This window comes from Streptomyces sp. NPDC003379 (assembly GCF_053589195.1).
This window is the reverse complement of the sequence record NZ_JBSFRK010000058.1, coordinates 1-24,087: the sequence shown is the minus strand read 5'-3', so window position 1 is coordinate 24,087 and position 24,087 is coordinate 1. Positions and strand designations below refer to the sequence as shown.

Genomic DNA, 24,087 nt, shown 5'->3' with positions numbered 1-24,087 from the left:
GGGGCCTGCGCTGCTCCTGCGTTGATCTACGGAGGCACGATGTCCGGTCAGTCCGCCCGTACGGGAGCTCCTGCCGCGGGCGCCGAGCCCGCCGACGGCGGTGGGCTGCGGCGCACGCTGGGCTTCCGGGACCTCGTCGTGTACGGCCTGCTCTTCATCGCCCCCATGGCGCCGGTCGGTGTCTTCGGAACGCTCGACGCGAAGTCGCACGGCGCCGTGGCGCTCGTCTATCTGGCGGCCACGGTCGCGATGGCGTTCACCGCTTTCAGTTACGCCCAGATGGTGCGGGTGGTCCCCCAGGCGGGGTCCGTCTTCGCGTACGCGCGCGTGGGGCTCGGCAAGGGGCCCGGGTTCGTCGCCGGGTGGATGGCGATGCTCGACTATCTGCTGATCCCGGCGGTCGCCTACCTCTTCTCCGGGATCGCCATGAACTCGCTGGTCCCCTCGGTGTCTCGGTGGGTGTGGACGGCGATCGCGGTGCTCATCACGACCGCGCTGAACCTGTGGGGCGTGCGGGCCGCGGCGCGGGTCGGCTTCGCGGTGCTCGCCATGGAGATCGTGGTCCTCCTCGTCTTCGTCGTCGCGGCCGTCGTCGTCCTCGTCCAGGACGGGGCGCGGCGGGACTGGCTCTCGCCTCTGACGGGTGACGGCTCCCAGGGCGCGTTCGCGCTGTCGGCGGTGGTGGGCGCGGTGTCGATCGCCGTCCTGTCCTATCTGGGCTTCGACGCGATCGCCTCCTTCGCGGAGGAGGTGACGGGGGGCTCGGCGAAGGTCGCACGGGCGGTGCTGTTCTGTCTGGCGCTCGCGGGTGTCCTCTTCGTCGCCCAGACGTATCTGGTGGCGCTCCTGGAGCCCCTGTCGTCCGCCGAGCTGGCCGCGGATCCGGGCAAGCAGGGAACTGCTTTCTACGATGCCGTGAACTCGGCGGCCGGGACGTGGCTGCATGATCTGGTGGCCGCCAGCAAGGCGATCGGCGCGGCGTTCGCCGCGCTGGCCGGGCAGGCGGCGGCGGGGCGGCTGCTCTTCGCGATGGCGCGGGATCGGCGGCTGCCGAAGGTCCTGTCCCGGACGGACTCCGGTACGCCGCGGGTCGCGCTGCTGTGTGCGGCCGTGGTGACGATGGTGGCGGCGGTGTGGGCGGCTCGGCGGGACGACGGGATGGACCACCTGGTGTCGGTGGTGGACATCGGGGCGCTCACCGCGTTCCTGCTGCTGCACGCGAGCGTGGTGGGGTGGTTCGCGGTGCGGCACCGCGAGGCGGGCTTCAGCTGGTGGCGGCATGTGCTGGTCCCTGTGCTGGGGGCGGCGATCGTGGTGGCCGTCATCTGGGAGGCGTCCGGGGCCGCGCAGGTGGTGGGGGCGGTGTGGCTGGGGGTCGGGCTCGTGGTGCTTTTCGCACAGCGGGGCCGTGGGGGGGTGTACTAGACCGCCGCTTCGCGGCGGGTGTCTCCCACCCACCCACCCGTTTGCCCCGCGTCGAATCCGCACCGAACGAACCGTTTGCCCCGCGTCGAATCCGTACCGAACAAGCGGCCCCGAGCTGTCAGACCCTGCGGCTACGCTCGCCGTATGGCTCTCAATACGTCTGCTGACGCGCCGCTGCCCGTGGGGCAGGTGTCGCGGCTCATCGGCAGCTGGATCGACCGGCTCGGTGCCGTCTGGGTCGAGGGGCAGATCACGCAGTTGTCCCGCAGACCCGGCGCCGGCGTGGTGTTCATGACGCTGCGCGACCCGTCGCACGACATCTCGGTGAGCGTCACCTGTTACCGCCAGGTGTTCGACGCCGTGGCGGACGTCGTCTCCGAGGGCGCCCGCGTCGTCGTCCACGCCAAACCGGAGTGGTACGCGCCGCGAGGGCAGCTGTCCCTGCGGGCCGCCGAGATAAGGCCGGTCGGCGTCGGTGAGCTGCTCGCGCGGATCGAGCAGCTGAAGAAGAGCCTCGCCGCGGAGGGCCTCTTCGCGCCCGGGCGCAAGAAGGCGCTGCCCTTCCTGCCGCAGCTCATCGGCCTCGTCACGGGCCGCGCCTCGGCCGCCGAGCGGGACGTCCTGGAGAACGCCCGGCACCGCTGGCCGGCCGTCCGCTTCGAGGTGCGCAACGTCCCGGTCCAGGGCGTGCACGCGGTGCCGCAGGTCGTCCAGGCGGTGAAGGACCTCGACGCGCTCGACGAGGTCGACGTGATCATCGTGGCGCGGGGCGGCGGCAGCGTGGAGGACCTGCTGCCGTTCTCGGACGAGCAGCTGATCAGGGCGGTGGCCTCGTGCCGTACGCCGGTGGTCTCCGCGATCGGTCACGAGCCGGACAACCCTCTCCTCGACCACGTCGCCGATCTGCGGGCCTCCACCCCCACCGACGCCGCCAAGAGGGTCGTGCCGGACGTCGGCGAGGAGTACGAGCGCGTGCAGGCCCTGCGGGAGCGCGCCCGGCGCTGCATGGACGCCTTCCTGGACCGCGAGGACCGCGGCCTCGCACACGCCCTGGCCCGCCCCTGCATGGAGCATCCGCACCGCATGGTCGAGGAGCGCGAGGAGCAGGTCTCGGCGCTCGTCGACCGCACCCGCCGCACGCTCGGCCACCTGCTGGACCGGGCGGCCTCGGAGCTGACGCACACCCACGCGCGCGTGGTGGCCCTCTCCCCCGCGGCGACCCTCCAGCGGGGGTACGCGGTGCTGCAGAAGGTGGACGGCGCGGTCGTCCGGGCCCCAGAAGAGGTGGGCGCCGACGAGGAGTTGAGGGCCCGCGTCGCCGAGGGCGAATTCACCGTACGAACCGCACGAACCGCACAAATCGACAATTAGGGTGGGCGCATGACCAGCAAGACGGACGAGGCCACGGGCCCGGCGGACGCCCTCGGCTACGAGCAGGCGCGGGACGAGCTGATCGACGTCGTACGCCGCCTGGAAACCGGCGGCACGACCCTGGAGGAGTCGCTCGCCCTGTGGGAGCGGGGCGAGGAGCTGGCGAAGATCTGCCGCCGTTGGCTGGACGGCGCGCGCGCCCGCCTGGACGCGGCGCTGGCGGGCGAGGACGCCGGGGACGCCAGGGACGTCGATGACGGCGAGAGCGAGAGCGACGGCTAGGGGCAGGACGGCATCGAGGACCGAAGGGGCGCACCCCGAAGCCTCTGTGAGGCGGATCACGGCGACGCCATTTTGGTTGAAACTTAAACGTCATCTGTCGTACTGTCGGTCGTGCCAGCTGATCCACAGCACGTAACGAGAAGGTAGATCCATGTCTCTCGCCCTTGACCCCGCCGCCCAGGACCTGCTCTTCCGCGAGGCCCGCACCGCGAACACCTTCACCGACGAGCCGGTCACCGAGGAGCAGGTCCAGGCGATCTACGACCTGGTCAAGTACGGCCCGACCGCCTTCAACCAGTCGCCGCTCCGTGTCACCCTGGTCCGCTCGCCCGAGGCCCGCGAGCGCCTGGTGCAGCACATGGCCGAGGGCAACCGTCCGAAGACCTCGACCGCGCCGCTGGTCGCGATCCTCTCCGCGGACAACGAGTTCCACGAGGAGCTCCCGGCGCTCTTCCCGCACTTCCCGCAGGCCAAGGACGTGTTCTTCGCCGAGCGCCCGGCCCGTGAGCAGGCCGCGCTGGTGAACGCCACGCTGCAGGCCGGCTACTTCATCGTCGGCGTCCGCGCCGCCGGTCTGGCCGCGGGCCCGATGACCGGCTTCGACTTCGCCGGCGTCCAGAAGGAGTTCCTGGACGACGACCACACCCCGCTGATGGTCGTCAACATCGGCAAGCCGGGCGACGACGCCTGGTTCCCCCGCTCCCCGCGCCTGGCCTACGACGACGTCGTCACCACGGTCTGAGCGAAGCGACCGCGCACACGCGCACACGCGCACCGCGCCAGTCACGCGAAAGGGCCCCCGGCACACCGCCGGGGGCCCTTCGCGCGCTCGTCACCCAGCCACCCAGTCACCTGGTCACCCAGTCACCCAGTCACCCAGTCACCCGGTCACCACACGCTCACGTCGTCTTCAGCGCCTCGACCATCTTCGCCAGCTGCCCGAACGACGCCGTACCCGTGACGACCGTCGTCGCGCCCTTCTCGGTGCTCACCAGGGCGTCGTACGTCGAGCCCTTGTACCGCTGCCACGTCCGGCCGCCGATCTTCTCGGTGGCGTCGGTCTTCGCGGCCTCCTGGGTGGCGTCCTCGATGAACTTCACCGGCTTGGCGGTGGACTGCTTGACCGCCACGTACTCACCGTCGGGGTCGAGGAAGCCCAGGTGCCATTCGTCGTGGGCGGCGCCGTCGAACCGCACGGACGTCGGCTTCCACTCCTTGGACAGGCCCTCGGGCGCCGCCACCGGATAGGCCGCGGCCCGCCGGGCCGTCAGGAGCTCCACGCGGTAGTCGACCCGCTTGGCGGGGGTCTTGGACTCGTCATGCGGGACGAAGATGTAGCTCACACCCGCGACCAGGGTGATCACCACCAACGACCACAGCATGTTCTTGACGGTCTGGTTGCCTTGTCTGCCTGCCACGCCCCCCATGGTCTCAGGCGCGGAACGAGCGCCGTCCCCCGGTGCCACCCCCGCGCCTCCCCCACCCGTCCGGCCCGCTCATGCGTGGGGCCCACTGCTCATTTTGTCGACCTACGGATAGAGTCGTTCACAATCCCTCATCCGGCCGTCGTCGTATCAGCAGAGAGGTGCGTCCCGATGACCGAGCATCATCTTCCGTCCGAGCTCGAGGTTTCCCCCGAGGCTCCCGACCGCAACCTCGCCCTGGAGCTCGTCCGGGTCACCGAGGCCGCCGCCATGGCCGCGGGCCGCTGGGTCGGCCGCGGCGACAAGAACGGCGCGGACGGCGCCGCTGTCAGGGCCATGCGGACCCTCGTCCACACCGTCTCGATGAACGGCATCGTCGTCATCGGTGAGGGCGAGAAGGACGAGGCCCCGATGCTCTTCAACGGAGAGCGCATCGGTGACGGCACCGGCGCCGAGGTCGACATCGCCGTCGACCCGATCGACGGCACGACGCTGACCGCGAAGGGCATGCCGAACGCCATCGCCGTACTGGCCGCCGCCGACCGCGGCTCCATGTTCGACCCGTCCGCCGTCTTCTACATGGACAAGCTGGTCACCGGCCCCGAGGCCGCGGACTACGTGGACATCAACGCGCCCGCGTCGGTCAACATCCGCCGCGTCGCCAAGGCCAAGAACTCCTCGCCCGAGGACGTCACGGTCATGATCCTGGACCGCCCCCGCCACGAGGGCATCGTCAAGGAGATCCGCGAGACGGGCGCCCGCATCAAGTTCATCTCGGACGGCGACGTCGCGGGCTCGGTCATGGCCGTGCGCGAGGGCACCGGCGTCGACCTGCTGATGGGCATCGGCGGCACCCCCGAGGGCATCATCTCGGCCTGCGCGATCAAGTGCCTGGGCGGTGTGATCCAGGGCAAGCTGTGGCCCAAGGACGACGCCGAGCGCCAGCGTGCCATCGACGCCGGCCACGACCTGGACCGCACGCTCTCGACGGACGACCTGGTCAAGGGCGACAACGTCTTCTTCGTCGCGACCGGCATCACCGACGGCGAGCTGCTCCAGGGCGTGCGCTACCGCGCGGCGACCGCCTCGACGTCGTCGCTGGTCATGCGCTCCAAGTCGGGCACGATCCGCAAGATCGACTCCGACCACCGGCTCTCGAAGCTGCGCGCCTACAGCGCGGTCGACTTCGACCGCGCGAAGTAGTCCGTACGGCGAAGGGGGCGTCCCGTGCGGGGGACGCCCCCTTCGCCGTACGTCCGGGGCGGGGCGGGACTATCCCGCGGCGGCGATGCCCGCCGCGTGCGCCGCCTTCTGCAGTTCGAGGTCGCGCCTGCGGCGGCGGGCGAGGACCACGCGGCGCTCGGCGGCGGTGAGGCCGCCCCACACGCCGTACGGCTCGGGCTGGAGCAGGGCGTGCTCTCGGCAGTCGACCATCACGGGACAGCGCGCGCAGACACGCTTGGCCGCCTCCTCGCGCGAGAGCCTGGCCGCGGTCGGCTCCTTGGACGGGGCGAAGAACAGTCCGGCCTCGTCGCGGCGGCACACGGCTTCGGTGTGCCATGGAGCGTCATCGGTCCGATCCCGTGCCGGCGCCCGCTGCACCGGAACGACGGCGACCTGCAGGGACTGACGCGACGGTTGCAGCACGGTCCACTCCTGACGACGGCTTCGCGAGCGAGAGACGATGCAGCAAGGTCTACCCGCTGTGTGCGCGCCTATGCACTGAGTTCCGATGCACGGAGGTTCTCCTTCCCGCGGCGGGGCGCGGGGCGTCAGTGCCCGAGGTGTTTGCGCAGCTGTCGGTGCAGGTCACGGACCAGTTTGCCGCGCTTGGGCCGTGCCTCGATGCTGCCGAGGATCGCCGTGCCGTCCACGAAGACGACGGGGGCGTCCTGCTCGGGGGAGTCGAGCGTGTCCACCTCGAAGCTGCCGAGGACGCCCGTGCCGCTGCCGCGCAGCGACACGTTCTCCGGGACGCGGATCTCGACCGAGCCGAAGATCGCGTACGCCTTGATGACCACTTGGCGCTGCTCGAAGATCGCCTCGCTCAGGTCTATCTCCACGCTGCCGAAGACGGCGTACGCATGGGTGCGGCGGGCGACCCGCCAGCGGCCCTTGCGGACGGAGCTGCTGAGGATCGCCACCAGATTCTCGTCGGCGACCGGCGGGACCGCTCCGGGGGACGGCCGGGCGGGGGCGGGCCGGAGAGCGGGCCCGGACCGGGTCTGGTCGTGGGAGGCGGGCAAGTCCCTGACGAGCGGCCGCAGTTCGGCCATGGTCTTGGCGCGGTAGACCCCGTCGACGCGGTCCGCGTGCTCCTCCGCGGTGAGGCGGCCCTCGGCCAGGGCCTCGCGGAGGATGTCCGCCGTGCGGTCCCGGTCGGCGTCGGAGGCGCGCAGCGACCCCGACTCGTCGGCTGTGGCGGGAGCGGGCTGCGGGAGGCGCTTTTCGAGGTCCACGCCAGCAGCGTACCCAGACGCGATAGATCGCGACCAGCCCCTGTGGACAACCGGCAGGGAGCGGCCCCGCGGCCTACTGAGCCTTACCTCACAGACCCGGCCCGCCGCACGCGTTCTACGCTGGTCGACGCGTCGCCAATGGAGGCCCGCCGCTGTCTGCCGAGTGAGGAATGGCCGTAATGCCAGAGTTTGAGTACTCCGATCTGCTCCCGCTGGGAGAGGACACCACCCCGTACCGGCTGGTGACCTCCGAGGGTGTCTCCACTTTCGAGGCCGACGGGCGGACGTTCCTCAAGGTCGAGCCCGAGGCGCTGCGCACGCTCGCCGCCGAGGCGATCCACGACATCCAGCACTATCTGCGGCCCGCGCACCTGGCCCAGCTGCGGCGCATCGTCGACGACCCCGAGGCGTCGTCCAACGACAAGTTCGTGGCGCTGGACCTGCTGAAGAACGCGAACATCGCGGCGGCGGGCGTGCTCCCCATGTGCCAGGACACCGGCACGGCCATCGTCATGGGCAAGCGCGGACAGCACGTCCTCACCGGAGGTGAGGACGAGAAGGCGCTCTCCCACGGCATCTACGACGCCTACACGAAGCTCAATCTCCGGTACTCGCAGATGGCCCCGCTGACCATGTGGGAGGAGAAGAACACCGGCTCCAACCTCCCCGCGCAGATCGAGCTGTACGCGACCGACGGCGGCGCCTACAAGTTCCTCTTCATGGCCAAGGGCGGCGGCTCCGCCAACAAGTCGTTCCTCTACCAGGAGACGAAGGCCGTCCTGAACGAGGCCTCCATGATGAAGTTCCTGGAGGAGAAGATCCGCTCCCTGGGTACGGCGGCCTGCCCGCCGTACCACCTGGCGATCGTCGTCGGCGGCACCAGCGCCGAGTTCGCCCTCAAGACCGCGAAGTACGCCTCCGCGCACTACCTGGACGAGCTGCCCGCCGAGGGTTCGGTGACCGGGCACGGCTTCCGGGACAAGGAGCTGGAGGAGAAGGTCTTCGAGCTGACGCAGAAGATCGGCATCGGCGCGCAGTTCGGCGGCAAGTACTTCTGCCACGACGTGCGCGTGGTGCGGCTGCCCCGCCACGGCGCCTCGCTGCCCGTCGCCATCGCCGTCTCCTGCTCGGCCGACCGCCAGGCCACCGCGAAGATCACCGCGGAGGGCGTCTTCCTGGAGCAGCTGGAGACGGACCCGGCGCGCTTCCTGCCGGACACCACGGACGATCATCTCGACGAGGCCTCCGACGTCGTCGAGATCGACCTCAACCAGCCGATGGACGCGATCCTCGCCGAGCTGACGAAGTACCCGGTGAAGACCCGCCTCTCCCTCACCGGACCGCTGGTCGTGGCCCGCGACATCGCGCACGCCAAGATCAAGGAGCGGCTCGACGCGGGCGAGGAGATGCCGCAGTACCTGAAGGACCACCCGGTGTACTACGCGGGCCCGGCGAAGACCCCCGAGGGTTACGCGTCCGGCTCCTTCGGGCCCACCACCGCCGGACGCATGGACTCCTACGTGGAGCAGTTCCAGGCGGCCGGCGGCTCCAAGGTGATGCTCGCCAAGGGCAACCGCAGCAAGCAGGTCACCGACGCGTGCGACGCGCACGGCGGCTTCTACCTGGGCTCGATCGGCGGCCCCGCCGCGCGGCTCGCCCAGGACTGCATCAAGAAGGTCGAGGTCGTCGAGTACGAGGAGCTCGGCATGGAGGCGGTCTGGAAGATCGAGGTCGAGGACTTCCCGGCCTTCATCGTCGTCGACGACAAGGGCAACGACTTCTTCCAGAACCCGGCCCCCGAGCCGACGTTCACGCACATCCCGGTACGCGGACCGGGTCTGAAGTAGCACACGCCTCCTGCGGGTGCGCCCCGAAGGGGCGCGGGTAACCGCGCGCCCAGCCACGGCGCACCCGCGGAGAAGGCAGATCCTCAGGCGAACCGCTGGTTCGCGGTCCCCGCGCACTTCTGGAGCCGCAGCGGCTCCTTGGCCCCCGCAAGGGTCAGACACAGCTCACTCGCGGCAGCGGGCCGCACCGTCCCGGCCTCACGGACGAACTTCTGGTTGCCGCCCCCGTGGCAGTTCCACAGCACAACGGCGGCGCCTTCCTTGTAGGCACCGTCAGGCACATCCAGGCACCGGTCCTGCGTCAACCCGGTATGCAGGGACTTCTGCCCGCCGTCGTACCACCAGGTCTGGTTGCGATTCCCCGTGCAGTCCCAGCCCTGCACCTTCGTACCGTTACGGCTCTTGGACGCGTCGACGTCCACGCACGTACCGGTGGCCTCGTTCTTCAGTGGCTTGTACGCGTCGGCGAAGGCCCCCTTGTACAGCTTCGGGCTGCCCGTGCTCGCCGGGTCGGCGCAGCCGGCCTCGCGGTGGCCCGACTCGTACAGCTGCGTCAAGCAGGACGCGAAGGCGGCGTGGCCGCGTGCGTTGGGGTGGAAGGACTGGCGTACGGAGTTGGAGTCCGGCGGGAAGGGGTTGGACACGTCTACGTAGAGGCCGCGTGCCCAGGTGTCCTCCATGCAGACCTCGTGGCCGTGGAAGAGGCGGGAGTTGTCGAGGTAGGTCGCGCCCGCGTTCCTGGCCGCCTTGCGCATGCCCGTCTCGAACGTCGGCACCGCGTAGTTGCGGCCCCACTCGGTGTCGGAGTCGTAGCCGAGGCCGCCGCAGGCCGGCTTGCCGGGGAACTTCGGGTTGTCACGGAAGTCCGGGCCGATCGGGCTCGGGTAGCCCATGGCGACGAGCTGGTAGTCGCCCTCCTGGTAACCCGCGTCCTTCATGACGGTCCTCAGGTCGCGGATGGACTGCTCGACCTTGGGCACGAGGGCGTCCACGCGCGCCTGCCAGCCGTCGTGGTACTTGCCGGCGCAGGCGCCCTGGCTGAGTAGATAGCGGGTCACGCAGTCCGTCATCACCGGCGCGAACTGGAGGTCGTCGTTGGCGCCGATGACGAGCAGGATCGTCTTGATCCTCGTGTTGCGCGCCTTGACGGCCAGGCTGTCGCTCTGCACCAGCTCGTCGGCGTACTGCTTCTGCCCGCCGATCCTGATGTTGACGGTCTGCGCTCCCGAGCAGGCGACGTTGTACGTCACGTCGGCCGGGATGCCGGTGCGGTGGATCGCGGCGTCCGGCGAGCGGTGGCACCAGTTGTCGGGGCCGTCGGTGCCGGGTTCGTACGTTCCGACGCCCTCGCCGGAGATCTCGCTGTCGCCGAGCGAGATCAGGCCGGTCTTGCGGTCGGCCATCGGTCGCTCGGCGGGACTGCCGTAGAGCTCGGTCGCCTCGGCCGCCCGGATCTTCTCCAGCTCGGGCGGGAGGGGCGCCGCGGACATCTGGGCCCCGCCCCCGTCCGCCGCCCGGGCGGGTACCGCGGCCGCCGTGCCGAGCACGGCCGCCATCACGGCGGTCGCCGCGAGCGTACGTCGCAGACGGGCCCGTCCGCTGTGTCTGGTGCGCTTCATCGCGCCTCCCCGGATTGGTGTTACCCACGGTTTTTACTGGTGGGTAGAGGTATTGGGAATACCTGGAACAAGACAAGTGCTCAACTTTCCAACGGGGTTGAACGGAGAGGTAGGTTCAGGGCATGACCAGCGACGCCAGCGACGACCGCACCGGTGAGTACCGGATCGAGCACGACTCCATGGGCGAGGTGCGGGTCCCCGCCGACGCCAAGTGGCGTGCCCAGACCCAGCGCGCGGTGGAGAACTTCCCCGTGTCGGGGCAGCGCCTGGAGCGTGCGCACATCGCCGCGCTCGCGCGGATCAAGGCGGCCGCCGCCAAGGTCAACGCGGGCCTCGGGGTGCTCGACAAGGACATCGCCGACGCCATCGCGGACGCGGCGGCCGAGGTCGCCGACGGCCGCTGGGACGCGCACTTCCCCGTCGACGTCTTCCAGACCGGCTCCGGCACGTCGTCGAACATGAACACCAACGAGGTTCTGGCCACGCTCGCGACGGAACGGCTCGGTCGGGACGTACACCCCAATGACCACGTCAACGCCTCGCAGTCCTCGAACGACGTCTTCCCGTCCTCCATCCACATCGCGGCCACCGGCGCCGTCACCGGCGATCTGATCCCGGCCCTCGAACATCTCGCCGCCGCCCTGGAGCGCAAGGCCGAGGAGTTCGCGGACGTCGTGAAGTCCGGGCGTACGCACCTCATGGACGCGACGCCCGTGACGCTGGGCCAGGAGTTCGGCGGGTACGCGGCACAGGTGCGGTACGGCGTCGAGCGGCTCCGCGCCTCGCTCCCCCGGCTCGCCGAACTGCCGCTCGGCGGCACGGCCGTGGGCACCGGCATCAACACCCCGCCCGGCTTCTCCGCGGCCGTCATCGCCGAGGTCGCGCGGGCCACGGGCCTGCCGCTGACCGAGGCGCGCGACCACTTCGAGGCGCAGGGCGCGCGGGACGGCATCGTCGAGACCAGCGGGCAGCTGCGGACCATCGGCGTGGGCCTGACGAAGATCGCGAACGATCTGCGGTGGATGGCGTCCGGCCCGCGCACCGGCCTCGCCGAGATCAACCTGCCGGACCTCCAGCCCGGATCGTCGATCATGCCGGGCAAGGTGAACCCGGTCATCCCGGAGGCCGCGCTGATGGTCGCCGCGCAGGTGACCGGCAACGACGCGACGGTCGCCGCGGCGGGCGCCGCCGGCAACTTCGAGCTGAACGTCATGCTCCCGGTGATCGCCAAGAACGTACTGGAGTCGATCAGGCTGCTCGCCAACGTCTCGCGGCTGCTCGCCGACCGGACCGTCGACGGGATCACCGCCAACCGCGAACGGGCCCGGGAGTACGCCGAGTCGTCGCCGTCCGTCGTCACACCGCTGAACAAGTACATCGGCTACGAGGAGGCGGCGAAGGTGGCGAAGAAGTCCCTGGCCGAGCGGAAGACGATCCGCGAGGTCGTGCTGGAGGCCGGCTACGTCGACCGGGGCGACCTCACCCTGGAGCAACTGGACGACGCCCTGGACGTGTTGCGCATGACCCGTCCCTAGCGACGGCCCCGCCCGGCACACCAGGGGCGTCTAATATCTGTCCATGACAGACCTCGACGGGAAGACGGCGGACGGTGCGGCGGCCCGGTGGGCCCCCGGTGACCACATCCTGTGGCGGTACCGGGAGAACGCCGGGGACCGTGTGCACATCTGCCGTCCCGTCACCGTCGTCCAGGACAGCGAGGAACTCCTCGCCGTGTGGATGGCGCCCGGCACCGAATGCGTCAAGCCGGTGCTGGCCGACGGCACTCCCCTGCACCACGAGCCGCTCGCCACCCGCTACACCAAGCCCCGCACGGTCCGCAGGGACCGCTGGTTCGGCACCGGCATCCTGAAACTGGCCCGGCCCGGCGACCCGTGGTCGGTCTGGCTCTTCTGGGAGCCGGGCTGGCAGTTCAAGAACTGGTACGTGAACCTGGAGGAGCCGCGGGCCCGTTGGGCGGGCGGCGTGGATTCCCAGGACCACTTTCTGGACATCTCCGTACGCCCCGACGGCAGCTGGCAGTGGGAGGACGAGGACGAGTTCGCCGAGGCCCTGCGGGTGGGCCTGATGGACGCGGGAAAGGCAGCTGACGTACGTGCCGCGGGGCGGGACGCCCTTGACGCCATCGACGCCTGGGGGGCACCGTTTTCGGACGGCTGGGAGCGATGGCGTCCCGATCCGTCCTGGGTCGTACCACCCCTTCCGGATGACTGGGACCGTACCCCCGCGCGTGTGTCCTCGTGAGACCCTTGATGTGCCCCAGTGGTTCAAACGTAGGATCGTCCTCCGCAAGGGCGCGCAGCAACAACTCCGTGGGTCTGCGCGGTGTCTGACAGGAAGTCATCGAGGGGCGGCAGAACGTGAGCGAGGACCGCAGGGGCCAGGCAGAGGCCTTTGACGCGATCGGGCAGCACTACGACGACGCCTTCCCGCACAAGGAGGGTCAGCTCGCCGCCGGACGCCGACTGGCCGAGGCGCTGGCGCCCGGCTCCCGGATCCTGGACGTGGGCTGCGGCACGGGCCTGCCCACCGCCCTGCAACTGGCCGAGAAGGGCCACACGGTCCTCGGCACGGACATCTCCACCGGCATGCTGGGCCTGGCCGAAAAGAACGTCCCGGCAGCCGAGTTCCGGCAGATCGACATCGCGGACCTGACGGCCGAGGGACCGGCCGGAATCGGCCGCTTCGACGGCATCGCCTGCTTCTTCGCCCTTCTGATGCTGCCGCGCCCCGAGATCCCCGGGGCGCTGCGGCGGCTGCACGGCCTGCTGCGGCCGGGAGGCCTGATGGAGCTGTCCATGGTCGAGGCCGACCTGGACGACGCGGTGATTCCGTTCCTCGGGCACACGATCCGGGTATCGGGTTACCTGCGGGAGGAACTGCGGCAGGTCGTGCGTGACGCGGGCTTCGAGATCACCGGCGAGGACACGTACTCGTACGCCCCCGCGAGCAGTGACGTACCACCGGAACATCAGGTCTTTCTGCACTGCCGACGCGGCTGAGCGACGTGCAACGCTGGACGGCGCGCACGGCGCGCAGCCCCGGACGGACGGATTCGAATCGCGTGACGGAGCACCTCACCCCCCACGAGGGTCGCAAGGCACCAGCTGCCCGGCCGACCGCCCCCGCGGATCCCCGCGGGGCGCTGCTGCGTTCCCCCGAGACGCCACAGGGTGCGGGCGACGCGCCCCAGGGAGCATCCGTGCCGCCGACCAGTGAGCATTCCCAGCCGTCCGCCGCCGAGCCCGCCCCGGGCAGGCCGCGTCCGGCGCCCGAGGTCGTACCGGCGCAGTCCGGACCCGTGGGCCCGCCGGACGGCGAGGAGCGGCGCACCGGTCAGCCGCGGCCCCCGGGCACCGGGCCCGTGGCGATGCGGCGCGACGGCGACCGGCTGCGCTTCGTGGGCGCCGCGACCCGGCGGATCGCGCGCGGCATCGACCTCGACGAGATCGTGATGGGCCTGTGCCGGGCCACGGTCCCGACGTTCTCCGACGCGATACTGGTCTATCTGCGCGACCCGCTGCCCGTCGGCGACGAGCGGCCGACCGGCCCACTGGTGCTGCGGCTGCGCCGCACCGACCGGCTGCGCTCCATCGAGGAGGGCGCCGACGAGCCGGACACCGACGGCGGCACGCCGCCCTCGCTCCAGGTGGTGCAGCCCGACATCACCGATGTGATGGGCACCGCGGAGCTGTGCGAGGTGCGGCACGGCGGCGCGCTCGCCGAGGTCCTGCGCGGGGTGCGCCCGGTCTTCGCCGACTCGGCGGCGGCGCGGGCCGCGCTGCCCGAACTGCTCGGCGAGGGGCGGACCGTGCCGTCCGGGCAGCGGGCGATCCTCGCGCCGCTGCGGGGCCGCCGGAGGGTGATCGGCGCCGCCGTGTTCCTGCGCCGCCCGGACCGTCACGCGTTCGAGGCGGAGGATCTGCTGGTCGCCGCCCAGCTGGCCACGCACAGCGCGCTGGGCATCGACAAGGCCGTCCTGTACGGCCGCGAGGCGTACATCGCCGACGAGTTGCAGCGCACGATGCTGCCCGAGACGCTGCCGCGCCCGACCGGGGTGCGGCTCGCCTCCCGCTATCTGCCGGCCGCCGAGACGGCCCGGGTCGGCGGCGACTGGTACGACGCGATCCCGCTGCCGGGCAGCCGGGTCGCCCTGGTCGTGGGCGACGTGATGGGGCACTCCATGACGTCGGCGGCGATCATGGGCCAGCTGCGGACGACCGCGCAGACCCTCGCCGGGCTCGACCTGCCGCCCCAGGAGGTCCTGCACCACCTGGACGAGCAGGCGCAGCGGCTCGGCTCGGACCGCATGGCGACCTGCCTGTACGCGGTCTACGACCCGGTCTCGCACCGCATCACCATCGCCAACGCCGGGCACCCGCCGCCCGTGCTCCTGCACCTGGGCGGCCGCGCCGAGGTGCTGCGGGTGCCGCCGGGCGCCCCCATCGGCGTGGGCGGCGTCGACTTCGAGGCCGTGGAGCTGGACGCCCCGGCGGGCGCCACGCTGCTCCTGTACACGGACGGGCTCGTCGAGTCCCGGCTGCGCGACGTGTGGACCGGCATAGAGCAGCTGCGCGAACGCCTCGCCGCGACCGCCCAGTTGACGGGCCCCGACCATCCGCCGCCCCTGGAGGCGCTCTGCGACGAGGTGCTCGACATGCTCGGTCCTGGCGACCGGGACGACGACATCGCGCTGCTCGCCGCCCGCTTCGACGGGATCGCGCCGAGCGACGTCGCGTACTGGTTCCTGGAGCCGGAGAACGCGACGCCGTCCCGCGCCCGCCGCCTGGCCCGCAGCGCGCTGGTCCGCTGGGGCCTCGAGGACATGACCGACTCGGTGGAGCTCCTGGTCAGCGAGGTCGTGACGAACGCCGTGCGGTACGCGTCCCGGCCGATCACCCTGCGGCTGCTGCGCACCGACGTCCTGCGCTGCGAGGTCGGCGACGACGTCCCGCAGCTGCCCCGGCTGCGCCAGGCGCGCGCCACGGACGAGGGCGGCCGCGGCCTGTACCTGGTCAACAAGATGGCGCGGCGGTGGGGCGCCACGCGGCTGAGCACCGGCAAGGTGGTCTGGTTCGAACTGAACCGGAGCTGACGCCCGTTCACCGGTACGAAGGAAGGCGCCCGGAACCTCGGAGGTCCCGGGCGCCTTTCCCGTACGCGCGAAGCGCTGTCAGTCCCTGCCGGACAAGCGGCCGTCGGGATCCTCGGGGATCTCGATCGTGGACGACGGATCCGGCTCGTCCGTGGGCGGCTTCATCGTCGGACTGGTCGGCGGCGGCGTGGTCGGCGGCGTCGATGACGACGACGGCGACGGCTCCGAGGACGGGGTCGACTTCGGCGGCTTGGACGTGGGGTCCTTCTCCGGCTTCGTCGGCGTGCTCGACGGCTCCCTGGGCGCCTCCGACGTCGGTTCCGGGGGCGGTGCGACGGCCGCGCCCATGTCCGTTTCGAGGTCGAAGGTGCTCGGCGAGCCCATCGCGTCGAAGGTGTACGCCGCCCAGATCTCGGCCGGGAAGCTGCCGCCGTCGACGCGCGGCAGGCCGCCCGCGCCCTTCATGGAGACCTGCTTGTTCTTCTCGGGGGTGCCCGGGGCGCCCTCGCCGAACAGGCCGACGGAGGTGACCAGCTTCGGCGTATAGCCGGTGAACCAGGCCGACTTGTTGTCGTCGGAGGTACCGGTCTTGCCCGCCACGTCCTGCACGGGGCTGCGCACCGCGTGGCCCGTGCCGTCGTCGACCACGCCGGTCAGGACCGAGGTGATCGAGTCGGCGGTGCCGCGCTTGACGACCTGGTCGCCGATCGGGTCCGGCAGGTCGATCGCACGGTCCTTGTGCTCGACGGAGCCGACGAGGGCCGGGGTGACCTTCTTGCCGTGGTTGTCGAGCGTGGCGTACACGCCCGCCATCTCCAGCGGGCTCGCGCCCATGGAGCCCAGGGTCTGGGCGGGCACGGCGGGCAGGCCCTTGACGTCCATGCCGAGCTCGCCGGCCGTCTCCATCACCTTGGGCATCCCGACGTCCACGCCCATCTGCGCGAAGACGGAGTTGATGGACTTGTTCATCGCCTTCTGGACGGTGACGGGGCCGTAGTCGACGTCGTCCTCGTTCGGCGGCGCGAAGCCGACCTCGCTGCCCTTGACCGGGCGCCTGCTGGTGCCGTCGTAGATGGTGCCCGCCGTGATCGGCTTGCCGTCCTGGGTCGTCGCGCCGTTCTCCAGGGCCGCGGCGAGGATCAGCGGCTTGAAGGTGGAGGCCGACTGGTAGTCGCGGCGGGTGGCGTTGTTCGTGTAGTGCTTCACATAGTCCTGGCCGCCGTACATGGCGAGGACCTTGCCGGTCTTCGGGTCGACGGACGCCGCGCCCGCCTGGACCCGGGCGTCTGCCTTGTTCTTCTTCCGGTCCAGCTTGTCGTTCAGCCTCTTGTCGACGGCCTTTTCGAGCTGCTTCTGCTTCTTGGGGTCGATGTTGAGCGTGATGGTGTAGCCACCGGCCCCGAACTCGGCCTCGCTAAGACCGCTGTTGCGCAGCACCTCGCGCTTGGCCTCGTCCACGAGGTAGCCGATCTGTCCCTCACGGCCGGGCGGGGCCTTGGGTTCCATCGGCTTGGCGAACTTCATGCCGTCCCGCTTGGCGGAGTCCAGCCAGCCCTCCTCGACCATGTTGTCGAGTACGTAGTTCCAGCGCTGCTTGACGAGCTTCCTGCCGGTCGGCGTCGCGGCCTGCCAGTCGTACTGGCTCGGGGCCTGGAGGAGCGCGGCGAGGTAGGCGCCCTGCTCGACCTTCAGTTTCTTGGCGTCGACGCCGTAGTAGGCCTGGGCGGCGGCCTGGATGCCGTAGGCGTCGCGGCCGTAGTAGCTGGTGTTGATGTAGCCCGCGAGGATCTTGTCCTTGCCCATCTCGCGGTCCACCTTCAGCGAGATGACCAGTTCCTTCAGCTTGCGGCTGACGGTCTGTTCCTGGCTCAGGTAGTAGTTCTTGACGTACTGCTGGGTGATCGTGGAGCCACCCTGCTTGCCCTTGCCGGTCACCGTGTTGAGCACACCGCGGGCCGTGCCCTTGAAGTCGACGCCCTCGTCCTTGTAGAAGGACTTGTTCTCGGCGGCGACGAAGGTCTTCTGGACGTCCTCGGGGACCTTGTCCAGGTCGACGATCTCGCGATTCACGTCGCCGGTCCGGGCGATGACCTCGCCGTTGCTGTACTTGTAGACGTTGCTCTGCATCTTCGCCGCGGCATTGCCCTCGGGGACGTCGACGACCATGTACAGGATCACGAAGCCGAGCATGCCGAGCAGGCAGAACCCGAAGAACGTCCCGAGGAGCTTCTTCCACGTGAAGAAGCGGCGTATGCCGGTGCGCTTGCCGCCGGACGGGCGCCCGCGCGCTGCCCGGCGGGCACCGCGCTGCCGCGCTTGTCGTTCTTCGGCTCGGCCCATGACTGAGAGTGCTCCGCTTCGGTCTCGAACGATTCGTGCTTCTGGTCTTCAGGTCAGCTCATGAAGCTAACACCGCACCTGGGGACAAAGGTCATCCGATCCGGTCTTTTCCGGACGTGACAATGAGCACCTGCCCCTTAGGAACCGACGGTTTCAGACGGTGGAAGGTTGCCCTGTTCTCGAACTCATGAACCGACCATGGGCTGATCACGGGGCGTATACACCCCACGTATACACACCGTGTAGAGTGCCGCGCATGTCCATTGGCCACACCCTTCTGGGTCTCCTGGAGTCGGGCCCCCGGCACGGCTACGACCTCAAGCGCGCCTTCGACGAGAAGTTCGGGCACGACAAGCCGCTGCACTACGGACAGGTCTACTCGACCATGTCCCGCCTGCTGAAGAACGGCCTCGTCGAGGTCGACGGCATCGAGGCGGGCGGCGGCCCCGAGCGCAAGCGGTACGCGATCACCGAGTCCGGCATCACGGATGTCCAGCGGTGGCTCGCCACCCCCGAGAAGCCGGAGCCCTACCTCCAGTCGACCCTGTACACCAAGGTCGTCCTCGCGCTCCTCACCGGCCGTGACGCCGCCGAACTCCTCGACGTCCAGCGCGCCGAGCACCTGCGCCTGATGCGCATCCTCACCGACCGCAAGCGCAAGGGCGACCTCGCCGACCAGCTCATCTGCGACCACGCGCTCTTCCACCTCGAAGCCGATCTGCGCTGGCTGGAACTGGCCGCCGCGCGCCTCGGCAAGCTCGCCCAGGAGGTGCGCTCCGCATGACCCCCGCAGGTTCCCTTCTCACGGCCCACGGACTGCGCAAGGCCTATGGCCCGACCACCGCGCTCGACGGCGCGGCGTTCTCCATCCACCCCGGCGAGGTCGTTGCCGTCATGGGCCCCTCGGGCTCCGGCAAGTCGACCCTGCTGCACTGCCTCGCCGGGATCGTCCGCCCGGACGAGGGCTCCATCACGTACAACGGCCGTGAGCTGACCGGCATGCCGGACTCCGCGCTGAGCGCGCTGCGGCGCAGCGAGTTCGGCTTCGTCTTCCAGTTCGGGCAGCTGGTGCCGGAGCTGACCTGCGTCGAGAACGTCGCCCTGCCGCTGCGGCTCAACGGCGCCAGGCGCAAGGACGCCGAGGCGACCGCCCGCACCTGGATGGAGCGCCTGGAGGTCGACGACGTCGCCGCCAAGCGGCCCGGCGAGGCCTCCGGCGGCCAGGGCCAGCGCGTCGCCGTGGCCCGCGCGCTCGCCACCGGCCCGCGCGTGGTCTTCGCCGACGAGCCGACCGGCGCCCTCGACTCGCTCAACGGCGAGCGCGTGATGGAGCTCCTGACCGACGCCGCCCGCTCGACCAACGCGGCCGTCGTCCTGGTCACCCACGAGACGCGTGTCGCCGCCTACTCCGACCGCGAGATCGTCGTGCGGGACGGCAGGTCGCGTGACATGGAGCGGGTCGTATGAGCCTCGGCACCCGCGCCAGGGCCGGTACGCGGCCCCGAGCACCCGGCGCCGGGCAGACCGCGCCAAGGGGCGTGCGCGCCTACGCCCGCGACCTCGCCATGGGCGTACGTTTCGCCGTCGGCGGCCGTGAGGGCTGGACCCGCACGATCCTGACGGCGGTCGGCGTCGGCCTCGGTGTGGCGCTGCTGCTCGGCGCGGCCTCCGTGCCCGAGCTGATGGAGCGGCGCGAGGACCGCTCGGTCGCCCGCTCCGCCGAGGACCAGTTCTCCGGGAAGAAGGTCGGCAAGTCCGACTCGACGGTCCTCCAGCGCGACCTCACCACCGACTTCCGTGACATGACGGTGAACGGCCGCGTGCTGCGCGCCGAGGGTTCGCACCCGGTGCTGCCGCCCGGCCTGGAGAAGATCCCGGCGGACGGCGAGATGGTCGTCTCGCCCGCCCTGCGCGACCTCCTGGACAGCTCCGAGGGCGCCCTGTTGAAGGAGCGCTTCGGTCAGTACCGGATCACGGGCACCATCGGCGACGCGGGCCTGATCCACCCCAAGGAGCTGTACTACTACGCCGGTTCGCACGCCCTCACCCCGGCCAAGGGCGGCCACCGCGTCGCGGACTTCGGCTACGCACAGCCCGCCGAGCCTCTGGACCCGCTCCTGGTCGTACTCGTCGTACTGGCCTGCGTGGTCCTGCTGACGCCGGTGATCATCTTCATCGGTACGGCCGTCCGCTTCGGCGGCGAGCGGCGCGACCGGCGCCTCGCGGCGCTGCGGCTCGTCGGCGCCGACGCGTACACCGTACGGCGGATCGCGGCGGGCGAGTCGCTGAGCGGGGCGCTGCTCGGTCTCGCCGTGGGCGGCGTCGCCTTCCTGGGCCTGCGCGAGCTGTTCGGCATGTTCGACCTGACGCAGGTCAGCGCCTTCCCCTCGGACGTGGTGCCGCTGCCCGGGCTCGCCCTGCTGATCCTCGCGGCCGTGCCGGTGACGGCGGTCTTGGTCACGCTGATCTCGCTGCGTGCCGTCTCCATCGAGCCGCTGGGCGTCGTCCGCAGCTCCAGGCCCCGTCGGCGCAGGCTGTGGTGGCGGCTCGTGATGCCGCTGCTCGGCCTCGGCATCCTGCTGGCGGCGGGCCGCGTCGGCGGCGACATGGGCCCACCGGTCTACGCCATCGGCCTGGGCTCGGCGCTCACGCTGGTGGGCCTTGCCGCGCTGCTGCCGTGGCTGGTCGAGGCGAGCGTGGCCCGGCTGCGCGGGGGCGGCCCCGTGCCCTGGCAGCTGGCCACGCGCAGGCTCCAGCTGAGCAGCGGTACGGCGGCCCGCGCGGTCGGCGGCATCACCGTCGCGGTGGCGGGCGCGGTCGCCCTCCAGATGCTGTTCGGCGCCATGCACGACGACTTCAACCGGGTCACGGACAACGACCCCGGCCGCGCCAAGCTGGTGGTCAGGGCCGATGTCGGCGACGGGGAACTCGCCGAGCGGATGATCGACAAGTTCCGTACGACCCAGGGCGTCAAGAACGTCATCGGCACGGTCACGACGTACGCCGTCAGGCCCGGCAAGCTGAGCGCCGACACCCTCCGGCCCCTCACGGAGCTGACCGTGGGCACCTGCGCGAACCTGCGCGAGCTGGCCCGCGTCGGCGCGTGCGAGGACGGCGACACCTTCGTCGTGCACACCGGGAACAAGCGGCAGAACCAGTGGGTCGACGCGTCGGCCCGCCCCGGCGAGCAGCTGGACCTCAACCCCGTCAGCTGGGACGAGCGCGGCCACCGGCACGTCCTGTGGACGCTGCCCGCCGACTCCCGCACGGTCAGGGCCCGCCCCGACCCGGGCGGCGAGCTGCACGACGGCGTCTACGCCACCCCGGGCGCGGTCGACCGGGCCAAGCTGGTCGACGCCTCGACGACCGCGATGATCCAGGTCGATCCGGACGAGCCGGACGCCGAGGAGTACATCCGCAACACCGCGGCCCACGTCGATCCGTTCCTCGACGTGATGACGCTGCGCGCGGTCGAGCGCGACAAGCAGTACGCCACCATCCACACGGGTATCCAGGCCGGCGCGATGGCCACGATGATGCTGATCGCGGCGTCCATGCTGGTGTCGATGCTGGAGCAACTGCGCGAGCGCAAGCGCCTGCTCGCGGCCCTGACCGCCTTCGGTACGCGGCGCGGCTCGATGGCGTGGTCGGTGCTGTGGCAGACGGCGGTCCCGGTCGCGATCGGCCTGGCGCTCGCCATCGCGGGCGGCCTCGGCCTCGGCTATGTCATGGTCCGCATGATCCGGAAGTCGGTCACCGACTGGTGGATGTTCGTCCCCCTGACGGCGGCGGGCGCGGTGCTGGTGGCGGTGGTGACGTTGCTCAGCCTGCCGCCGCTGTGGCGGATGATGCGCCCGGAGGGCTTGCGGACGGAGTAGCCCCCCCGCCCCGCGCCCGAAAGGGCCGGTGCGGGATCACACCACCCGCACCGGCAACGGCCGCACCGCCCCCCGCAAGGCCCGCGCCAACTCCTCGTACTCCGCCGCCCGCGCCGCCCCCGTCCGCATCGCGAGGGCGATCCGCCGGGTCGGTGCCGGGTCCGCGAAGTACCCGGTGAGCAGCTGGTTGCTGCGGCTCGTCTCCACGCGCACGGCCGTGCGCGGCAGCAGCGTCACGCCGAGGCCGCCGGCGACCAGCTGGACGAGGGTGGAGAGCCCGGCCGCGGTCGTCGTCACCGGGGCGTCGGCGCGGCCCGCCTCGCGGCAGATGTCCAGGGCCTGGTCGCGCAGGCAGTGTCCCTCGTCGAGCAGCAGCAGGTTCAGCTCCTTGAGCGCCTCGCGCGGGATGCCCTCGCGGCCGCCGAGCCAGTGGTCCAGGGGCGTGACCAGCACGAAGTCCTCGTCGAAGAGGGGAAGTTCGGTCACGCCGGGCACTCCGAGCGGCACGGCGAGCAGCAGCAGGTCGAGCCGGCCCGCCGCGAGTCCTTCGAGCAGCGAGGAGGTCTGCTCCTCGTGCACCTGGAGGTCCAGGTCGGGGTACTTCTCGTGGACCAGCGTGATCACCGTCGGCAGCAGGTAGGGCGCCACGGTGGGGATGACGCCGAGCCGCAGCGCCCCGGTGAACGGCGCCTTGACGGCGTCCGCCTCCTCCAGGAGCGCCTCGACCTCGCCGAGGACCGCCCGGACCCGCCCGGCGAGGCGCTCACCGGCCGGGGAGAGCAGGACCTTGCGCGTGGTCCGCTCCAGGAGCTGGACACCCAGCGCCTCCTCCAGGGCCGCGACGGCGCCGGACAGGGCGGGCTGGCTCATCCCGATCGCGGCGGCGGCATCCCTGAAGTGCAGATGCTCGGCCACCGCGGCGAAGGCGCGCAGCTGCGCCAGGCTGGGCTGCTTCACGCCGTTCTGCTTGCCACCCATCTGTTTGCCCCTATATATGGCTCGCACTGATAACCACCTCCGATCAACATGACCCACTCTAGCTATTTCCCTAATCAATGCGCCCTGTGCCACCATCGACATCTGTCCAACCCCCCAGGAAGCTCCCCAAAAGGGATTTTCTCTGTCGCAAGGAGTACGTGTGCTCACTGTCGGTGACAAGTTCCCCGAGTTCGACCTGACTGCCTGTGTCTCCCTGGAGCAGGGCAAGGAGTTCGAGCAGATCAACCACAAGACCTACGAGGGCAAGTGGAAGATCGTCTTTGCGTGGCCCAAGGACTTCACCTTCGTGTGCCCGACCGAGATCGCGGCGTTCGGCAAGCTGAACGACGAGTTCGCCGACCGTGACGCCCAGATCCTCGGCTTCTCCGGTGACTCCGAGTTCGTGCACCACGCCTGGCGCAAGGACCACCCGGACCTGACCGACCTGCCCTTCCCGATGCTGGCCGACTCGAAGCACGAGCTCATGCGTGACCTCGGCATCGAGGGCGAGGACGGCTTCGCGCAGCGCGCCGTCTTCATCGTCGACCAGAACAACGAGATCCAGTTCACGATGGTGACCGCCGGTTCCGTGGGCCGTAACCCCAAGGAGGTCCTGCGGGTCCTCGACGCCCTGCAGACCGACGAGCTCTGCCCGTGCAACTGGACCAAGGGCGAGAACACCCTCGACCCGGTCGCGCTGCTCTCGGGCGAGTGAACGGAGCCTACTGACATGGCACTCGACGAACTGAAGTCCGCCGTACCGGACTACGCCAAGGACCTGAAGCTGAACCTCGGCTCGGTCATCGGCAACAGCGACCTTCCGCAGCAGCAGCTGTGGGGCACCGTGCTCGCCTGCGCGATCGCGTCCCGCTCCCCGAGGGTCCTGCGCGAGCTGGAGCCCGAGGCGAAGGCGAACCTCTCCCCCGAGGCGTACACGGCCGCCAAGTCGGCCGCCGCCATCATGGCGATGAACAACGTCTTCTACCGCACGCGTCACCTGCTCTCCGACCCGGAGTACGGGACGATGCGCGCCGGTCTGCGGATGAACGTCATCGGCAACCCGGGCGTGGAGAAGGTCGACTTCGAGCTGTGGTCCCTCGCGGTCTCCGCGATCAACGGCTGCGGCCAGTGCCTGGACTCGCACGAGCAGGTCCTGCGCAAGGCCGGTGTCGACCGCGAGATCATCCAGGAAGCGGTCAAGATCGCCGCGGTCATCCAGGCCGTGGGCGTCACGCTGGACTCCGAGGCCCACCTCGCGGAGTAGTCTCCGCACCGTCGATCACCGGCTTCGCCGGGTTCGTCCTCAAACGCCGGACGGGCTGAATTTCTTCAGCCCGTCCGGCGTTTCGCG

Annotated in this window: 21 protein-coding genes; 15 read left to right on the top strand and 6 right to left on the bottom strand. The window is 70.6% G+C overall.

The window, feature by feature from the left end:
- Positions 1-39: 39 nt before the first annotated feature.
- The 4 genes from ACWDVB_RS35735 (at position 40) to ACWDVB_RS35720 (ending at position 3,820) form a co-directional block, all read left to right on the top strand.
- Entirely contained in the window at positions 40-1,425 is a 1,386-nt protein-coding gene (locus ACWDVB_RS35735; protein ID WP_451519475.1) for an APC family permease, read from the top strand.
- Between the two features lie 144 nt (positions 1,426-1,569).
- A complete protein-coding gene (gene xseA / locus ACWDVB_RS35730) occupies positions 1,570-2,796 on the top strand; it encodes an exodeoxyribonuclease VII large subunit (protein WP_451519476.1) in 1,227 nt (408 codons plus the stop codon).
- A gap of 9 nt (positions 2,797-2,805) precedes the next feature.
- Positions 2,806-3,078, top strand: a complete 273-nt coding sequence (locus ACWDVB_RS35725) for an exodeoxyribonuclease VII small subunit (protein ID WP_451519477.1) — start codon at positions 2,806-2,808, stop codon at positions 3,076-3,078.
- A 151-nt stretch (positions 3,079-3,229) separates the two neighbouring features.
- Positions 3,230-3,820 carry a malonic semialdehyde reductase gene (locus ACWDVB_RS35720; protein WP_451519478.1) on the top strand — a complete coding sequence of 197 codons (591 nt, stop codon included), beginning with the start codon at positions 3,230-3,232 and terminating at the stop codon, positions 3,818-3,820.
- Positions 3,821-3,977: 157 nt separating this feature from the next.
- On the opposite strand, the gene ACWDVB_RS35715 is transcribed toward ACWDVB_RS35720, so the two are convergent.
- The gene (locus tag ACWDVB_RS35715; RefSeq protein WP_451519479.1) at positions 3,978-4,505 is read right to left on the bottom strand and encodes a DUF4245 domain-containing protein; all 528 of its coding nucleotides are present in this window, start codon (positions 4,503-4,505) and stop codon (positions 3,978-3,980) included.
- A 168-nt stretch (positions 4,506-4,673) separates the two neighbouring features.
- Between ACWDVB_RS35715 and glpX the strand changes: the two genes are divergently transcribed.
- Positions 4,674-5,705 (top strand): class II fructose-bisphosphatase, encoded by a 1,032-nt coding sequence (gene glpX, locus ACWDVB_RS35710; protein WP_451519480.1) that lies wholly within the window; start codon positions 4,674-4,676, stop codon positions 5,703-5,705.
- A gap of 69 nt (positions 5,706-5,774) precedes the next feature.
- Here the strand turns inward: glpX and ACWDVB_RS35705 are convergent, their stop codons facing one another.
- Positions 5,775-6,149, bottom strand: coding sequence for a WhiB family transcriptional regulator (locus tag ACWDVB_RS35705; protein ID WP_451519717.1), 375 nt, complete (start codon positions 6,147-6,149; stop codon positions 5,775-5,777).
- A gap of 125 nt (positions 6,150-6,274) precedes the next feature.
- Positions 6,275-6,961 (bottom strand): DUF1707 SHOCT-like domain-containing protein, encoded by a 687-nt coding sequence (locus ACWDVB_RS35700; protein WP_451519716.1) that lies wholly within the window; start codon positions 6,959-6,961, stop codon positions 6,275-6,277.
- A 179-nt stretch (positions 6,962-7,140) separates the two neighbouring features.
- Here ACWDVB_RS35700 and ACWDVB_RS35695 point away from each other — a divergent pair, with 179 nt between their 5' ends.
- Positions 7,141-8,808 (top strand): fumarate hydratase, encoded by a 1,668-nt coding sequence (locus ACWDVB_RS35695; RefSeq protein WP_451519715.1) that lies wholly within the window; start codon positions 7,141-7,143, stop codon positions 8,806-8,808.
- A gap of 83 nt (positions 8,809-8,891) precedes the next feature.
- On the opposite strand, the gene ACWDVB_RS35690 is transcribed toward ACWDVB_RS35695, so the two are convergent.
- The gene (locus ACWDVB_RS35690; protein ID WP_451519714.1) at positions 8,892-10,427 is read right to left on the bottom strand and encodes a ricin-type beta-trefoil lectin domain protein; all 1,536 of its coding nucleotides are present in this window, start codon (positions 10,425-10,427) and stop codon (positions 8,892-8,894) included.
- Between the two features lie 122 nt (positions 10,428-10,549).
- On the opposite strand from ACWDVB_RS35690, the gene ACWDVB_RS35685 reads away from it, so the two are divergent.
- From ACWDVB_RS35685 to ACWDVB_RS35670, 4 genes are all read left to right on the top strand, one after another.
- On the top strand, positions 10,550-11,962 hold the full coding sequence (locus tag ACWDVB_RS35685; protein WP_451519713.1) for a class II fumarate hydratase: 1,413 nt from the start codon (positions 10,550-10,552) through the stop codon (positions 11,960-11,962).
- A gap of 43 nt (positions 11,963-12,005) precedes the next feature.
- A complete protein-coding gene (gene fomD, locus ACWDVB_RS35680) occupies positions 12,006-12,689 on the top strand; it encodes a cytidylyl-2-hydroxypropylphosphonate hydrolase (RefSeq protein ID WP_451519712.1) in 684 nt (227 codons plus the stop codon).
- Between the two features lie 116 nt (positions 12,690-12,805).
- Positions 12,806-13,447 (top strand): methyltransferase domain-containing protein, encoded by a 642-nt coding sequence (locus tag ACWDVB_RS35675; RefSeq protein ID WP_451519711.1) that lies wholly within the window; start codon positions 12,806-12,808, stop codon positions 13,445-13,447.
- 62 nt (positions 13,448-13,509) lie between these two features.
- Positions 13,510-15,540, top strand: a complete 2,031-nt coding sequence (locus tag ACWDVB_RS35670; protein WP_451519710.1) for a SpoIIE family protein phosphatase — start codon at positions 13,510-13,512, stop codon at positions 15,538-15,540.
- A 78-nt stretch (positions 15,541-15,618) separates the two neighbouring features.
- Here ACWDVB_RS35670 and ACWDVB_RS35665 read toward each other — a convergent pair whose 3' ends face one another.
- Positions 15,619-17,880, bottom strand: a complete 2,262-nt coding sequence (locus tag ACWDVB_RS35665) for a transglycosylase domain-containing protein (protein WP_451519709.1) — start codon at positions 17,878-17,880, stop codon at positions 15,619-15,621.
- 256 nt (positions 17,881-18,136) lie between these two features.
- Between ACWDVB_RS35665 and ACWDVB_RS35660 the strand changes: the two genes are divergently transcribed.
- From ACWDVB_RS35660 to ACWDVB_RS35650, 3 genes are read left to right on the top strand one after another with little or no spacing between them, the layout of a single operon-like run.
- A complete protein-coding gene (locus ACWDVB_RS35660; protein WP_451519708.1) occupies positions 18,137-18,664 on the top strand; it encodes a PadR family transcriptional regulator in 528 nt (175 codons plus the stop codon).
- Complete coding sequence (locus tag ACWDVB_RS35655; RefSeq protein WP_451519707.1) at positions 18,661-19,347, top strand: ABC transporter ATP-binding protein; 687 nt, start codon at positions 18,661-18,663, stop codon at positions 19,345-19,347. The genes ACWDVB_RS35660 and ACWDVB_RS35655 overlap by 4 nt, the downstream gene beginning before the upstream one ends.
- Positions 19,344-21,758, top strand: a complete 2,415-nt coding sequence (locus ACWDVB_RS35650) for an FtsX-like permease family protein (protein ID WP_451519706.1) — start codon at positions 19,344-19,346, stop codon at positions 21,756-21,758. The genes ACWDVB_RS35655 and ACWDVB_RS35650 overlap by 4 nt, the downstream gene beginning before the upstream one ends.
- Before the next feature lie 36 nt (positions 21,759-21,794).
- Here the strand turns inward: ACWDVB_RS35650 and ACWDVB_RS35645 are convergent, their stop codons facing one another.
- On the bottom strand, positions 21,795-22,736 hold the full coding sequence (locus ACWDVB_RS35645) for a LysR substrate-binding domain-containing protein (RefSeq protein WP_451519705.1): 942 nt from the start codon (positions 22,734-22,736) through the stop codon (positions 21,795-21,797).
- A gap of 160 nt (positions 22,737-22,896) precedes the next feature.
- On the opposite strand from ACWDVB_RS35645, the gene ACWDVB_RS35640 reads away from it, so the two are divergent.
- Together ACWDVB_RS35640 and ACWDVB_RS35635 are read left to right on the top strand one after the other, a co-directional pair.
- Complete coding sequence (locus tag ACWDVB_RS35640) at positions 22,897-23,451, top strand: peroxiredoxin (protein ID WP_451519704.1); 555 nt, start codon at positions 22,897-22,899, stop codon at positions 23,449-23,451.
- 15 nt (positions 23,452-23,466) lie between these two features.
- Positions 23,467-24,000: an alkyl hydroperoxide reductase gene (locus tag ACWDVB_RS35635; protein WP_451519703.1), complete on the top strand. Its 534-nt coding sequence runs from the start codon at positions 23,467-23,469 to the stop codon at positions 23,998-24,000.
- Positions 24,001-24,087 lie beyond the last annotated feature (87 nt).